The 13860-nt window shown below is 48.8% G+C and carries 16 protein-coding genes; 12 read left to right on the top strand and 4 right to left on the bottom strand.

The genetic code is table 11. The annotated features are described in order from the left end of the window. Nucleotides 1–515 precede the first annotated feature (515 nt). The 12 genes from ABF463_RS05490 (at nucleotide 516) to ABF463_RS05435 (ending at nucleotide 11325) form a co-directional block, all read left to right on the top strand. Nucleotides 516–1301 carry an ABC transporter ATP-binding protein gene (locus tag ABF463_RS05490; RefSeq protein ID WP_415532557.1) on the top strand — a complete coding sequence of 262 codons (786 nt, stop codon included), beginning with the start codon at nucleotides 516–518 and terminating at the stop codon, nucleotides 1299–1301. Between the two features lie 36 nt (nucleotides 1302–1337). After that, nucleotides 1338–2096, top strand: coding sequence for an ABC transporter permease (locus ABF463_RS05485; protein ID WP_415532556.1), 759 nt, complete (start codon nucleotides 1338–1340; stop codon nucleotides 2094–2096). Between the two features lie 43 nt (nucleotides 2097–2139). Further along, nucleotides 2140–2940: an ABC transporter ATP-binding protein gene (locus ABF463_RS05480; protein ID WP_415532555.1), complete on the top strand. Its 801-nt coding sequence runs from the start codon at nucleotides 2140–2142 to the stop codon at nucleotides 2938–2940. Nucleotides 2941–2961: 21 nt separating this feature from the next. After that, nucleotides 2962–3747, top strand: a complete 786-nt coding sequence (locus tag ABF463_RS05475) for an ABC transporter permease (protein WP_415532554.1) — start codon at nucleotides 2962–2964, stop codon at nucleotides 3745–3747. A gap of 71 nt (nucleotides 3748–3818) precedes the next feature. Next, nucleotides 3819–4961 carry an ABC transporter substrate-binding protein gene (locus ABF463_RS05470; protein ID WP_415532553.1) on the top strand — a complete coding sequence of 381 codons (1143 nt, stop codon included), beginning with the start codon at nucleotides 3819–3821 and terminating at the stop codon, nucleotides 4959–4961. Between the two features lie 208 nt (nucleotides 4962–5169). Then, on the top strand, nucleotides 5170–5805 hold the full coding sequence (locus tag ABF463_RS05465; RefSeq protein WP_415532552.1) for an AAA family ATPase: 636 nt from the start codon (nucleotides 5170–5172) through the stop codon (nucleotides 5803–5805). Next, the gene (locus ABF463_RS05460; protein WP_415532551.1) at nucleotides 5793–6113 is read left to right on the top strand and encodes a (2Fe-2S)-binding protein; all 321 of its coding nucleotides are present in this window, start codon (nucleotides 5793–5795) and stop codon (nucleotides 6111–6113) included. Before ABF463_RS05465 ends, ABF463_RS05460 begins: the two co-directional genes overlap by 13 nt. An 18-nt stretch (nucleotides 6114–6131) precedes the next feature. Beyond that, a complete protein-coding gene (locus ABF463_RS05455) occupies nucleotides 6132–7715 on the top strand; it encodes an FAD-dependent oxidoreductase (RefSeq protein WP_415532550.1) in 1584 nt (527 codons plus the stop codon). Nucleotides 7716–7717: 2 nt separating this feature from the next. Continuing rightward, nucleotides 7718–8056, top strand: coding sequence for a (2Fe-2S)-binding protein (locus ABF463_RS05450; RefSeq protein ID WP_415532549.1), 339 nt, complete (start codon nucleotides 7718–7720; stop codon nucleotides 8054–8056). Next, nucleotides 8049–9179 (top strand): NAD(P)/FAD-dependent oxidoreductase, encoded by a 1131-nt coding sequence (locus tag ABF463_RS05445; protein ID WP_415532548.1) that lies wholly within the window; start codon nucleotides 8049–8051, stop codon nucleotides 9177–9179. Before ABF463_RS05450 ends, ABF463_RS05445 begins: the two co-directional genes overlap by 8 nt. A 120-nt stretch (nucleotides 9180–9299) precedes the next feature. Then, nucleotides 9300–10436, top strand: a complete 1137-nt coding sequence (locus ABF463_RS05440; RefSeq protein ID WP_415532547.1) for a tyramine oxidase subunit B — start codon at nucleotides 9300–9302, stop codon at nucleotides 10434–10436. Between the two features lie 61 nt (nucleotides 10437–10497). Then, nucleotides 10498–11325 carry an AraC family transcriptional regulator gene (locus ABF463_RS05435; RefSeq protein ID WP_415532560.1) on the top strand — a complete coding sequence of 276 codons (828 nt, stop codon included), beginning with the start codon at nucleotides 10498–10500 and terminating at the stop codon, nucleotides 11323–11325. Nucleotides 11326–11385: 60 nt separating this feature from the next. On the opposite strand, the gene ABF463_RS05430 is transcribed toward ABF463_RS05435, so the two are convergent. The 4 genes from ABF463_RS05430 to ABF463_RS05415 all read right to left on the bottom strand — a co-directional run bounded on the left by ABF463_RS05430 (nucleotide 11386) and on the right by ABF463_RS05415 (nucleotide 13738). Next, on the bottom strand, nucleotides 11386–11463 hold the full coding sequence (locus tag ABF463_RS05430) for a helix-turn-helix domain-containing protein (protein ID WP_415532559.1): 78 nt from the start codon (nucleotides 11461–11463) through the stop codon (nucleotides 11386–11388). A 296-nt stretch (nucleotides 11464–11759) separates the two neighbouring features. After that, nucleotides 11760–12122, bottom strand: coding sequence for a VOC family protein (locus tag ABF463_RS05425; protein ID WP_415532546.1), 363 nt, complete (start codon nucleotides 12120–12122; stop codon nucleotides 11760–11762). 37 nt (nucleotides 12123–12159) lie between these two features. Continuing rightward, complete coding sequence (locus tag ABF463_RS05420; protein ID WP_415532545.1) at nucleotides 12160–13002, bottom strand: aldo/keto reductase; 843 nt, start codon at nucleotides 13000–13002, stop codon at nucleotides 12160–12162. A gap of 58 nt (nucleotides 13003–13060) precedes the next feature. After that, nucleotides 13061–13738, bottom strand: coding sequence for an NAD(P)H-dependent oxidoreductase (locus ABF463_RS05415; protein ID WP_415532544.1), 678 nt, complete (start codon nucleotides 13736–13738; stop codon nucleotides 13061–13063). Nucleotides 13739–13860 lie beyond the last annotated feature (122 nt).

Below are 13860 nucleotides of genomic sequence, written 5' to 3'. Positions count from 1 at the left end.
ATTCTCAGATCTGGATTGCTTTTATAAATGCCTCTGTAATTTAATCTAGCATACGAATCAATCTTTGTCAATATACAAATAATATTTATTTTCAGCACCGTTTAGTACCGTCTTGTGCCGATTTATTCTATACATTTGCAATGAAACGCTTTAAAATAATTCTAAAATCCGGTTACAGATACATGTGCGAAACTAGCACGTATTTGTTGCAGTTCATGCAAAGAAGCATTGTGAGCTCAGGCTCCGTGCTTCTTTTTTATTGTCTGTAACAGGGGGCTAAAGTCCTCTCCTTTAGAATAACCTCCTCAGATTGAAACGAAACCACTTGTGAGGTGCTAAATCAGAGGTGATACAAGTGAAAAATTACCAAAAGTCAGCACATTTCGCATAGGACATCAAGTACCCTATGGATTCAATATCTTAAAAGAAACCTATCGAGAAAATACAGAATGAACGGGCTTTATCCGTTAGTGGTCTAGAGCAGCGAGGAAATATGCTTTTGGAGGGTAGGCGTAATGGAAAAATTCTATCAATTAGCAGGAATCCGAAAATCATTTATTACAAAAAAAGGGCTTTATGAAGTGCTGGGAGGGATTGACCTGCAAATCCACCCACGGGAATTTGTCTGCATCATGGGAAACAGTGGATGTGGAAAATCCACCCTCATTAAAATTATGGAAGGTATTGAATCTTTCGATCAAGGGACGTTTTTCCTGAATGGAGAAGCGTTCCCCAAAGGAAAATCGTCCAAAGAAATTCAAAGAAAATTCGGCATCGTGTTTCAAAATGATAATCTTCTAGAATGGCAGAGCACGTATAAAAATGTGGAATTGCCGTTGCGCGTGTTCGGTATGAAAAAGAAGGAAGAGTCCGACCGGCGCGTCATGGAGATGCTGACACTGGTAGGTTTGCAGGATTATAAAGATTGTCTTCCCAAGGAACTTTCCGGTGGCATGAGGCAGAGGGCTTCCATTGCACGGGCACTGGTGACGGATCCGGATTTTCTGATGTTGGATCAGCCTTTCGGCGCATTGGATGCTATCACCCGCAAAACACTGAATGAAGAACTCCTGAAGATTTGGAACAAGACGCACAAGACCTGTGTGATGATTACAAACAACGTAAATGAGGCGCTGTATCTGGGAGGACGGGTGCTGGTCATGTCGAATTCTCCAGCCAGGATTATCCAGACGATCGACGTTCCGCTGAGTTATGCAGAAAGAATCCACGATATCGGGTTGAATCCTGTTTATCTGGAATTGCGCGCACAACTCAGCCAGATTGTCCGATCCATCGCCTGAATCCTGTGAGCCATACTAAATATACAAAGGGGAAGAATGATGAGGGCAAATTCAAAAGCATTCCATATTCTTGCACCGCTTGCGGTTATTGCGGCCTTGCTGTTGGTGTGGCAGGTTGGTTGTACCGTTTTTCAAGTCTCTTTTCATCTGCTGCCAAAACCGACGCAGATTTTCTCGGCGCTGGGAAGAAACTTCGCCGCGGCCATATATCCGGATATGATAATCTCACTGCGGGTGATGCTAATTGGATATTTGATTGCGGTTCCGCTCGGCTTTGCGGTGGCTGCAATCGCCTCGCAGTTCAAATTAGCCGTCCGCACGCTCCTGCCGGTGCTCATCATTCTGATGGTTACACCGATGGCCACACTGGTTCCGGAGTTCAAACTGTTCTGGGGTGTGAGCCCGGCCATCAAAATCGTGGTGGTCATCCTGCAATGTGCACCTGTCATTGCAGTTAACAGCATCACGGGTTTCATCAATGTTTCGGCGGACAAAAGAAATTTGATGAAGGCATTTGGATGCGGCAGATGGGAGACATTCTTTCGGGTGGTGATACCGAATGCGATGCCGCAGGTGTTTACAGGCCTGAAATTGGGATGTATTCTCTGCACTATTGCAGCGATGAGCGCCGATCTTTCCGTCGGGCAGGGCGGATTGGGATACCGGATTGCCGTAGCATCTTCCATGTCTGCAACCGATACGGCATATGCGGCCATCCTAATTGCAGCCGTTATTGGCGTGCTGCTCTATATGGTGGTTTCGGTGATAGAGAGCAGGGTAATCACATGGAAATAAGCGGATCTGTTCGGCAGCATGCAAAAGGAAGGGGCGAATAGATATGGAGCATCCGATTATTTCCATCCAACATGTGAATAAGTTGTTCAACACCAAAAGGCATAAAATACAGGCGCTGCAAGATATCAACATGGAATTCGGAAAAGGCGAGTTGGTTTCCATTGTTGGACCAAGCGGGTGCGGCAAATCTACGATCATCCGCCTGGTGGACGACATTATTAAGCCAACAGATGGAACCATCACGGTAGATGGGATCACATATGACAATAACAAACCCATCTCAAAAGAAATGATTCGCAAACTTGGTTTTATATTTCAGGTTCCCAATCTTTATCCGTGGCTCACAGTAAAAGAAAACGTCATGTTGCCGCTCCGCATACATGGGCTTTCCAGCCCTGAATACGATGAAAATGTCCAGAGGCTATTGAAATATGTCGATATGGAGCGTTATGCGGATGCATATCCATCCGAACTGTCGGGGGGCATGCACCAGAAGATCGGTGTCATCCGAGGGATGGTGCATAAACCCGAGATGTTGATGATGGACGAGCCATTTGGTGCGCTGGATGAGAACACCCGTGAGATGCTGAACATAGAGCTGCTGCACATTTGGCAGGAAACGGGCATGACCATTATTTTTATCACGCACAACGTGGAGGAAGCGGTGCTGCTCAGCCAGCGGGTTTATGTGATGGCCTCTCATCCCGGACGTGTAGTGGCAGAATTGGAAGTGAAGTTTGACCGGCCGCGGACGCTGGATCTGCTTGCAGACCGAACATTTGGGGAATACTGCACCAAAATAGAAAACCTGATCGGCAAGATTGAACTCAAGCAGATCAAATAACGCAATGGGGAGGTTATGAAGATGCCGGAAGCTATTCGAAAAAAGACAAACCGTGTGCTTGTCGTAAGCAATGTCATTGGAACCGTTCTGCCGCCGGTCGTACTGATCTCGGTGCTGGTCCTGCTATGGCAGTATACCTGTACGGCACGGAACATCCCGATCTGGCTGCTTGCGAAACCTACAGATATCGTCAAGGCATTCTCACACGGCAATGCAGCCATCATGCCAAACATATGGGTGACGTATTCCAACATTTTGATCGGGTTTGCGCTGGCTGTTGTAATCGGGCTCGCACTGGCCATCCTGATTTCTTCGTTTCCTCTGTTTGGCTCGGCACTTACGCCGTTAATTGTGGCCTTATGCTGCATCCCAATGGTTACACTAGTGCCCATGCTCATGTTAATTTTCGGCCTGGGTAATAATGTGAAAATTATTACCATCGTGATTCAAGCGTTTCCGCTGGTCAATATGAATGCAGTGGTGGCCTTTTTAAACACGAATCCCACACGGCTGGAACTGATGCAGTCTCTAAAAGCAAGCCGTTTCCAGCAATTTCGCTATTGTATCCTTCAGGATTCCCTGCCGGGTATCTTTTCCGGTGTGAAATTGGCAAGCATCATGTCGATGATCGCAGGGGTGTCTGCGGAGATGACCGGCGGCAATACCGGGCTTGGAAACCGGATCAGTTATTTTATTCAGTTCTCCAAGACTGCTGAGGCCATGTCCTGCGTAATCTACATTGCCATATTGGGCGCGTTGCTATATGGGGGCATTTCGTTTCTGGAAAAGAAAATGCTTAAAAAATAAACATGGGTACTCACAAAAGTTTTCATATATAAAGTACCGCATTTGAACAAAAGATTAAAGGAGAATATGTAATGAAAAGACAAGGAAAAATCAAAATGCTTGCGGTGGCGCTCGCTACCGTAGTGGCTATTTCCCTGGCGGGTTGTTCCGGCGCGTCATCGTCCAAAGGGTCCAGCAGTTCAACCACCGGAGCGGGCCTTACCAAGACATCCGACGGACTCACCCAGGTGTCGTTCGTTTCCCCGACCGCGCTCCAGTCATATGATTATCTCGCCATCTATGCGGCAGATAAACTGGGGTATTTTAAGCAGGAAGGTCTGTCTATCAAGTATATCGAACAGACCGGCACGGACGACGTGAAAATGATTGCCGCCGGTAAGGCGCAGTTTGGCTATCCGTCTCCAGGCGTGTTCATGTCCAGTATCGACGCTGGTGTCACGAACGTCAAGGCTATCGCCAATTATGACTCCATCCAGATTTTCGGCATCGCCGTGAATAGAAGTTCAGGCATCAAGGATTGGAAAGACCTGAAAGGTAAAAACTTGGCATCTTACAATGAAAGCTGGTCTTCACTAATCAGCCCGCTGCTCTCCAAAGAGGGTATGTCCACGAAAGATGTCAATATCGTCAGTTATGGTACCGGCCGCTATGAAGCGACTGCATCCGGTAAGGCACCTGCGCTAATCACCTGGCTTTCGGAATATTACCAACTGGTAGGTCAGGGATATAAATTTGATTATTTGGACGGAAACAAAGTCAGCCCGCAGGTGTCCAATTCCATTTGCACGAGCGATGAAATGATCAAAGACCACCCGGATGTCGTCAAGAAATTTGTCCGCGCAATGACCAAGGCAATGTATTTCTGCTATCTTAACGAAGAAGCTGCTGCGGATATCACGCTGCTCACCTGCCCGAACCTTGAGATTGACTGGCAAGGCGCGCTTGGTGCGACCAAGGGAGACGTGATGCAGATTTTCGGCACGGATGATGCTGCACAGAAGGCTACGATTGCCGCCGGCATCGGCAAATTCGATATGACGATGACTCAGAACGCGGCCGATAATCTTCTGAAATCTGGCACCCTCAGCAAAAAAATCACTTCGTCTACCTATTACACCAACAACTACGTGGATACTTCCTGGGATAAAGCCACAGTGGAACAAGACGCAAAGGCATACCAGTGCAGTTCCAAACAATATAAATCTTCCAAATAAGAGAAGAACAGCGACTCTGTGAAAATCTTACAGAGGAAAACGATAGCGGGCCGCGGTATATTTTCATGTCCGTGGTCAGCTATTTCGTTTATATAGGAAAACAGGTGGCGGCAAACGGTGAACGCCGAGAGGAGATTGGGCCGTATTTTCTGCCGGAATAAGATCACCGAACGGGAGTGGAGCAGACCATTGCTCAGGAGGAATCCGCATGGGAACAAATGTTATCTCTGTCACACGGCAGTTCGGTAGCCTTGGCAGACCGATTGCCAAAATGGTGGCTGAGAGAATGGGGTATGAATATCTCGACCGAGATATCATTGAAACAGCCGCAGCTCAACTGGGAGAGCCGGTTTACAAACTTTCCGAATACGAAGACCGTGTTCTCACACCATACGAAAAAATGGCCTTTCCGCTTGGATTTGGAACGTCTGAAAAACAAAACCGGTTGTTTGAAATTGAGAAAAAAATCATTTTGGACTTTACAGCGGAAAGAAACTGTGTAATCGTGGGGCGTTGTTCGGATTATATTCTCCGAATGGCAGGCATACCGAATCTGCTCAATGTTTTTATCTATGCGCCGTATGAAGTACGGTACAACTACTGCCTTACATATTTGGGATTTTCGGAAGACGCTGTTGAAAAGTATATTGACAAGATCGACAGCGGCCGCAGCGGTTACTATAAAAAATATACAGGCGAAAATTTTGACTCCACCAAATATCGGGATCTGATGATAAGCAGCGCGTATTTGCCCTTGGAAAAGTTGGTGGCGCTCATCTGCGCAGCGGCAAAACTGAAATTTGGTGAGAAAGGACAGGAAAGTGAAGAGACATGCAGCGAATGATAAAGCACCCAATCCTGGGAGAAATCCACAAAGGCCGACTGGTCACGTTTACCTATAACGGAGATTCAGTGCAGGGGTACGAAGGGGAACCGATCGCCGTGGCGCTGAAAGCGGCGGGGGTCTCCGTTCATCGGTATACGAAAAAACAGCATGAACCGCGGGGAATCTTCTGCGCAATCGGTCGGTGCACCGATTGTGTCATGGTTGTGAATGGCCAACCCAACATACGGACCTGTGTGACGCCGCTCCGCGAAGGTATGGAGGTGCGTACCCAGTACGGTCTTTCGGCGAAACCGTTCAGAGAATAAAGAGGAGAAATCTTTACCATGACAAGATACGATGTGATTGTAGTGGGGGCTGGCCCGGCAGGCCTTTCCGCAGCTATCGAGGCGAAAAAACGGGGAATGCGGGTCGCAGTGTTCGATGAAAACGAGCGGCCGGGTGGGCAGCTTTTCAAACAGATCCATAAATTTTTCGGTTCAAAAGAGCATCAGGCAAAGATCCGCGGCTTCAAAATAGGCGAAAAGCTTTTGCAAGAAGCTACGGAACTGGATGTGAACGTGTATCTTCAATCCACTGTGATGGGACTTTATCAGGATAAGGAAGTGACCGTGAAATCCGTCGACCAAATCAGGCATTACAAGGGTGACACCGTCATTGTCGCCACTGGTGCTTCGGAAAATATGGTCATGTTTGACGGATGGACGTTGCCCGGTGTTATCGGGGCGGGCGCGGCGCAGACAATGCTCAATCTGCATGGCCTTTGCCCTGGAAAGCGTGTTCTTATGCTTGGCAGCGGGAATGTGGGTTTGGTTGTGGGGTTCCAGCTGCTGCAATGTGGTTGTGAGATCGCCGCAGTAGTGGACGCTGCCCACCGGATCGGCGGATATGGCGTTCACGCAGCCAAACTGACTAGAGCAGGCATCCCATTTTATCTGCCCTACACCATTTTGAAAGCAGAAGGCACCGACCATGTGACTGGAGTGACAATTGGCAGAGTGGACAGTTCTTGGAACATTGTGCCTGGCAGCGAAAAGCATTTTGATGTGGATACCATTTGCTTGGCGGTTGGGCTTTCTCCCATGTCACAGCTTGTAAAAATGGCGGGTTGCCGGATGGAGGACGACCCGAAAAAAGGGGGGCAAGTGCCCGTTGCCGACGAATATGGGGAAACTTCCGTTTCCGGGCTCTTTGTATGCGGCGATGTGAGCGGGATCGAGGAAGCAAGTTCCGCCATGATTAAAGGAAAAATTGCCGGTGTTTCCGCTGCTCATGCACTTGGCTTCCTTGAGGACGAGGAAAAGGCGGAGGAGATCGACACCCTGAAAAAATCGCTTGAAAGCCTGCGGCAGGGAATGTTCGCACCGCAAAACCGTGGTAAAACCGTGCGTGTGACAGAAGAAGGACTGCCAGTGTCAGCCACCCTGCTTGAGAAAGGTTTCCTAACCGATGAGGAAGCGGGAATCTATCCCGGCACCTTACAGAAACACGGTATCCACCCCGTCATCGAATGCACGCAGAATATTCCCTGCAACCCTTGCCAAGATGTGTGCCCAAAAGGGTGTATTCGGATCGGGGAAAAAATCACTTCGCTCCCGGCTGTGGAAGACGACAGTATCTGTAGTGGCTGTGGACTGTGTGTTGCGTCCTGCCCGGGGCAGGCCATCTTCCTGGTCAATGCAGACTATGCACCGGGGTTTGCCAGTGTGACCATTCCTTATGAATTTCTGCCCCGCCCGGCAAAAGGAGAAAAAGGGGTCGGTCTTGGCAGAGATGGGGCGACACTTTGCCCTGTTGAAATCCTTGAAATGCGGGAGGCCGCACCTTTTGACCACACCAGTCTGGTCACGCTGCGCGTGCCTGCGCCATTTGCAGAAAAAGTCCGTTTCTATCGAAAAGGGGAGGTGTGAGGATGGACGCAATCCATGACAGAAGTGTAGATATTGGACCATTCCAGACGGAGAAAGACGACAATCTCCTTGTCTGCCGCTGTGAAGAGATCACAAAAGGAGAGATCCGAAAAGCAGTGCATGACGGTATGCGCACGATAACGGAAATTCGGCGTTACCTGCGGTGCGGCATGGGTCTTTGTCAAGGGCAAACCTGCGCGCGGATTGTAAAGAGTTTGGTGGCGAAGGAACTGCACATTTCACCGGCCATACTGGAGCCGGCCGCCTCCCGTGCTCCCATGAGACCTACAGAAATGCGGGTGCTGGCAGACGAAACGGAGGGGGGTTCTGGTGGTGAATAAGAACACAGCGGACGTGATTGTGGTCGGAGGCGGCATTATCGGCTGCGCGGCAGCCTATTACCTTAGAAAAAGAGGCGCCTCCGTCATTGTTTTGGAAGCAGACGATTCCATCGGAAATGGGAGCTCCAGCCGCAACGGCGGTGGTGTGCGACAGTCCGGGCGGGACAGCAGAGAATTGCCTTTGGCAAAATTCGGGATTGAAAACCTCTGGCCGACACTTTCCGAGGAATTGTGTGTCGATGTAGAATATCACCAGGACGGCAATCTACGCCTTGGAAAAACCGAAAAGCATCTGGCAGTTCTGAAAAAGCTGGCGGATACGGCAAATGCTTGCGGTGTGCATGTGGAAATGCTGTCCGATGCGCAGGTGCGGGCAATCAACCCACACCTGTCCGGCGAGGTAATCGGCGCAAGCTGGTGCCCGACGGACGGCCATGCCAATCCGCTGCTTGCTACGCTTGGTTATTATAAACGCGCAAGGGAATTGGGCGTGCACTTTTTGACAGGGCAGGCCGTGGTTGCCCTGAAAAAGACAAAAGGCCGGCTGCGGCAGGTGATAACAGCCCATGATACATTTGAGGGAAATTCTGTCATCCTTGCGGCCGGCCTGCAAAGCAGAAAAATTGCGGCTTCCGTCGATATTGACATCCCGATGCAGGCGGAGTTGATTGAAGCGCTTGTAACCGAAGCACAGCCGCCCATGTTCTGGCAGATGCTTGGTACGGCAGAAGCCGATTTTTATGGACACCAGAGTGACCATGGCTCGTTTGTTTTTGGCGGTAACAGCGGCTTGGAGGGGTATACAAAAGACAATGGAACACCAGTAACTAGCAGTATCACAGCCTCGTGCATCTGCCGTGGCATCATGCGGTATCTCCCACGGCTAAAAAATGCGAAAATCATTCGCACATGGGCTGGATGGATGGATATGTGTGTAGACCGGGTGCCGGTCATCAGCCATGTAGAGGAAGTGCCGGGCTTGATTTTGGCCTGCGGTTTTTCAGGCCATGGTTTTGGCATTGCACCCGCAGTGGGATATCAGCTTGCAATGTGGGTTATGGAAGGCAGAACCACCGTGGATCTCTCCCCTTTGCGGTATGATCGGTTTAAAGCAAAAATTTAAGAGATATGCCGATCTTTTCTATACGTTTGCGCACCCCGTTCTTATAATAGCCTATTAAAAGGAACAAAGGTGTTTGATCGCAAAGGATATGCATGATGTTGGTTGAATGGAGTATATAAAATGAATGATACAGGCAGAATCGAATTTTTATACCTGAGTGAAGAAGATATGGTGGCGGCCGGTGTCAAGGATATGGCAAAATGCGTGGACGTTATGGAAAAAGTGGTCAAGCTGCTCAATGTCGGCGATTATATGATGAGCGGAAACAACCACAATTCACACGGCGCGATGGTGTCTTTCCCAGACGAACCGGAGTTCCCCAACATGCCCAAAAATGGCTGTGACCGCAGGTTTATGGCAATGCCGGCATACCTGGGCGGCGAGTTTGATATGGCGGGTGTGAAATGGTATGGTTCCAATATTGAAAACAAGGGAAAAAACCTTCCTCGGTCGATCCTGATGCTAATCCTCAGCGACAAGGAAACAGGTGCCCCTGTTGCGATGATGTCGGCCAATCTGATTAGTGCATACCGGACAGGCGCGTTTCCGGGTGTAGGTGCGCGCTATCTGGCAAGAAAAGATGCTAAGGTGGCTGGCATTGTGGGACCCGGTGTTATGGGGAAAACAGCGCTCAGATCCTTCACCTGCGTCTGCCCGCAGCTGGATACGGTAAAAGTCAAAGGCAGAGGTAAAAAATCGCTGGATGCATTTATGCGGTTTGTGCGGGAAGAATGCCCCACCATCCAAAATGTTGAGGTGGTGGATACGGTAGAAGCCGCTGTGCGCGACAGTGATATCGTGTGCGTTGCCACATCCAGCCCGGTTGATGTGGCGGATTATACGTTCATCGAGGAGAAATGGATCAAAAAGGGAGCGCTGTTCTGCTTGCCTGCCACTGTCAATTTCGATGATGACTTTCTGGCATACCGGTGCACCAAGGTGGTGGATAACTTTAAGCTTTATAAAGCCTGGGCAGAGGAATATCCCTATCCGACCTTTGGCCCGATTACGATCATAGGTTCAAAATTTACGGATTTGATCCATGAAAAGAAAATCGCCTCTTCCCAAGTGATCGATCTTGGTGATATAATAAACGGTAGGAAGCCAGGCCGCCAGAGTGATGATGAAATCATCTTGTATTCCGTGGGAGGGATGCCAGTTGAGGATATCGCCTGGGGCAAGGTTGTTTATGAGAATGCGCTTCGAAAAGGTATAGGACAGAAACTTTGCTTATGGAACAAACCCGAGATGGTATGAGTGCCGGTTAAGCCGCGCGAAGGGAGTGGGGTTAGTGATCTGTAAGGCCTCTTGCGACACAATGTTGCCACGGCAACCGTTCATGGTAAAATGTGCGAGTACCTATTATAAAAGGGTAATCAACCAATACGGGATCTCACATTTTTACCGGTTCCACCAGAGCGAGGACACACATCAGATCGAAACGTCTGTACCTGATGTGTGTACAGATATTATCTTCCATCATGATCCCCATCGAAACGACTTGGGCGCATATCTTTATGGCTCCCCCCTTTTACCGCACGCTTTCGAGATGATTCCCGGATATTATTATTTTGGGGTTCGTTTTCTTCCCGGAAATCTGCCATTAGTTACAGACATAAGCATGGCAGAGACCATCAACCAGGTCATTCCTTTGAATAATGTGGGAAAACACATCAATTTGGCCGAACTAATTGGACAACAGAAGAGTTTTGAAAGCCAGATTGACATGTTTTTGAATTTTTATAAAAAGAGTTTGCAGGATCAATTAAATAAAGACAAAAGTTTTGGTCTAAAAAAGTATCTGATTAACCAAATACTCAACAGCAGTGGCAATATACGGGTGGAGGATCTCGCGGATACTTCCGGATATTCTGTGCGGTATGTAAACCGGATGTTCAAGGCGGAAATGGGCATTCCACCCAAAAAATTTTGTAAAATCGTTCGGTTTCAGAAATGCTTGAGCGATATGTGCAACCGATTGCGGGACAGCAAAGACTTGAATTTAGGGATGCTTTCGTTTGATTTGGGGTATGCGGATGAATCGCATATGATCCGTGATTTTAAGGAATATACGAACCGCACTCCCCATAAATTTTGGAAGGAACTGCACGGTTTTCAGTATCTGAACCGGTTGAAAGTTGTCTGAGGTTTGCGAATTGGCTTGCAAAACGCGCAGAACAGGCGGTTTAAAGCAGATACTGGAGTGTTAATCCATTCCCTTTTCCCATTTTGAAACTGTCTCATCTGTAACATGTAACTGTTCGGCTAATTCTTTTTGCGTCATACTTTGCGGCAGAATCCACGCTTAACTCGCGGATTTGATTTTCTGCTTGTCGGCATCGCCAAGCTTCTGACTGATCTGGTTGTACTTCCGACCCTGTCGGTCAGTGACACCCATGATAGCGGCAATATCGGCCTGAATGGGGCCATCATAACCAGACCTTACAACAAAAGACCGGCGATTTAAAATCGCCGGTCTTTTGTTGTACCTGTATTTATGTGGGCTTTCAACGTGCAGCTCCTATAAAACCAGCTGCACGGCAGATGTGCGTCAAAGAATAATACATCCGCGTTGATGAGCTACAGATTCTGCACAATTTGAATTTTGAACCCATTGGGGTCTTCCATAAAGAAAAAGCGCACGTGCGGGGCGGGCTGAACGGGGTCGCAAAGGATTTTTGCCCCGCTCGCTTTCATTTTGTCGAACGTCTTGTCAAGAGACTCCACAGCAAAGCCCCATGAAATGTCTTTGCCCACCTCGCCGCCCGGGCGGGAAGTATCATGAATCAGTTCCAATTGTGTTGTTCCATCTCCCAAGAAGGCAATTTCAACCTGTTTGCCTTCTTTGAAACGGCGCAGAAGATCAAGCCCGATTTCTTTCTGATAAAATTGGACAGATTCATCCAAATCTTTTACGTACAACGTGCTCCAGCAAAACTTCATATACGGTCCCCCCATTTCGGTTTCAGCAAAGACGAGGTTAAAATTCCTCATAGACATCCGGGTCTTGATTCGCCGTCCGACCGTCCGGGCGGGTCAGCGCGTTGATCTTTTCCATCTCCGCGTCCGTCAGCGTAAAATCGAAAACGTTCAGATTCTCCATTTGGTGTGCCTCAGAGACCGCTTTGGGAATTGGCAGGGCTCCCAACTGGATATGCCACCGCAGTACGATCTGCGTAACGGTTTTTTGATGTTCCTTAGCAATTGCCACAATGGTTTCGTCCTGCAAAATATGGTTGGCATGCCCGAGCGGGCTCCAGGATTCTGTCAGAATCCCATGCTCGCTATTCCATTTCCGTTGCTCCGCCTGATTGAAAAACGGATAAAGCTCCACCTGGTCCACACTGGGCGCAACGCCCGTTTCCCGGATGATCCGTTCCAGATGATGGGGGAGAAAGTTGCACACGCCGATAGACCGGACAAGGCCGCGCTTTTGGGCCTCAATCATGGCTTGCCATGCTTCCACATACAGATTTTCCTTGGGATTCGGCCAATGGATGAGATAAAGATCATAATAATCCAGACCCGCACGATAGAGTGATTCTTCCACCGTAGCGATGGCCTCGTGATAACGGTGATGACGGCCCGGCAATTTGGAGGCGATGCGCAATTCCTCTCTGGGAACGCCGCATTCCCGCACCGCTTTACCGACTGCCCCTTCGTTTTCATAGTTGAACGCCGAATCCAGAAGCCGATAGCCGACCGCCACGGCCCGCTTGATTGCCTCTACACCCTGTAGGCCATTCAGCTGATAAGTGCCAAAACCGATAGCCGGCAGACGCAAGCCGTCATTCAGTGTCAATTCCGGCATTTTTTCCAACATGATTTTCCCTCCAATGTGATCCATCAATCATGTGATGCTGCCCGCGTGAAAGCTGTGCTCAAACCCGCTCTTCCACCTGCGCGGCCGACTGCCTCGTCTGTGGAAAAGCGGGCGCAGCTGCGCGGTAGCCAAATGCGACCATGCAAGCTACGCCGAATTCCTCAGGTTTATATAATTTCGCACCGGTCATTATCTCTTCTACTTTTGCCCGATCAAAGCCTTCCATTGGGCAGGAATCGATGCCAATCAAGGCCGCAGCCGTCATCATATTTCCCAATGCGATATAGGTTTGCTTGCAGGCCCAGTCGAACATGGCACGGTCGCTTTCCAGCAGTTTGAAATCGTTTTTCTGAAAACCTTCCACCGCGTTTGTCATTCCCTGCGCAACATCGTCGGGCAATTTTTTTACATTGCGGATAAAATCGTGGAAATACGGCGAATCATATCGCAGGTCCTTTGCCTTTCGAGCCAGAATCACCACGAAATGGCTGGCGGTCTCCAGCTTTTTTTGCGCTCCCCATGCCGCCGGCATCAGTTTTTCACGGAAAGCCTGGTCCTGTATTATGAGAAACTTCCAAGGTTCCAGCCCGAACGAACTGGGAGAAAGCCTTCCGGTCTCCAGAATATAGGAAAAATCGGCATCCGAGACTTTTTTGGCCGGATCGAACTCTTTGCACGCATGACGGAATGCATAGGCATCCAGCACTTTCTGTTTGATTTCTTCGATATTCTTCATAGCTTCTTACCAACCATCCTTTCATTTTTCACTATTTGTAGTATAATACCTATGGGATACAATTGTAAGAATGCACATTTTTTATATACAGTATTATAAGTATACCGTATATTTGCGAGGGA

Origin of the sequence: Ethanoligenens sp. (genome assembly GCF_047718355.1) — a bacterium.
GTDB lineage: Bacteria > Bacillota > Clostridia > Oscillospirales > Ethanoligenentaceae > Ethanoligenens.
Note: the sequence above shows the minus strand (reverse complement) of the source record. Positions and strands in the feature narration are given on the sequence as shown.

What these genes read in the sequence shown, in the direction of transcription:
- ABF463_RS05420 (WP_415532545.1), bottom strand. Translation starts at nt 13,002, where the DNA reads ATGTTGGAAAAAATGCCGGAATTGACACTGAATGACGGCTTGCGTCTG.
- ABF463_RS05490 (WP_415532557.1), top strand. Translation starts at nt 516, where the DNA reads ATGGAAAAATTCTATCAATTAGCAGGAATCCGAAAATCATTTATTACA.
- ABF463_RS05470 (WP_415532553.1), top strand. Translation starts at nt 3,819, where the DNA reads ATGAAAAGACAAGGAAAAATCAAAATGCTTGCGGTGGCGCTCGCTACC.
- ABF463_RS05460 (WP_415532551.1), top strand. Translation starts at nt 5,793, where the DNA reads ATGCAGCGAATGATAAAGCACCCAATCCTGGGAGAAATCCACAAAGGC.
- ABF463_RS05430 (WP_415532559.1), bottom strand. Translation starts at nt 11,463, where the DNA reads ATGACGCAAAAAGAATTAGCCGAACAGTTACATGTTACAGATGAGACA.
- ABF463_RS05440 (WP_415532547.1), top strand. Translation starts at nt 9,300, where the DNA reads ATGAATGATACAGGCAGAATCGAATTTTTATACCTGAGTGAAGAAGAT.
- ABF463_RS05425 (WP_415532546.1), bottom strand. Translation starts at nt 12,122, where the DNA reads ATGAAGTTTTGCTGGAGCACGTTGTACGTAAAAGATTTGGATGAATCT.
- ABF463_RS05465 (WP_415532552.1), top strand. Translation starts at nt 5,170, where the DNA reads ATGGGAACAAATGTTATCTCTGTCACACGGCAGTTCGGTAGCCTTGGC.
- ABF463_RS05480 (WP_415532555.1), top strand. Translation starts at nt 2,140, where the DNA reads ATGGAGCATCCGATTATTTCCATCCAACATGTGAATAAGTTGTTCAAC.
- ABF463_RS05415 (WP_415532544.1), bottom strand. Translation starts at nt 13,738, where the DNA reads ATGAAGAATATCGAAGAAATCAAACAGAAAGTGCTGGATGCCTATGCA.
- ABF463_RS05455 (WP_415532550.1), top strand. Translation starts at nt 6,132, where the DNA reads ATGACAAGATACGATGTGATTGTAGTGGGGGCTGGCCCGGCAGGCCTT.
- ABF463_RS05485 (WP_415532556.1), top strand. Translation starts at nt 1,338, where the DNA reads ATGATGAGGGCAAATTCAAAAGCATTCCATATTCTTGCACCGCTTGCG.
- ABF463_RS05450 (WP_415532549.1), top strand. Translation starts at nt 7,718, where the DNA reads ATGGACGCAATCCATGACAGAAGTGTAGATATTGGACCATTCCAGACG.
- ABF463_RS05435 (WP_415532560.1), top strand. Translation starts at nt 10,498, where the DNA reads ATGTTGCCACGGCAACCGTTCATGGTAAAATGTGCGAGTACCTATTAT.
- ABF463_RS05475 (WP_415532554.1), top strand. Translation starts at nt 2,962, where the DNA reads ATGCCGGAAGCTATTCGAAAAAAGACAAACCGTGTGCTTGTCGTAAGC.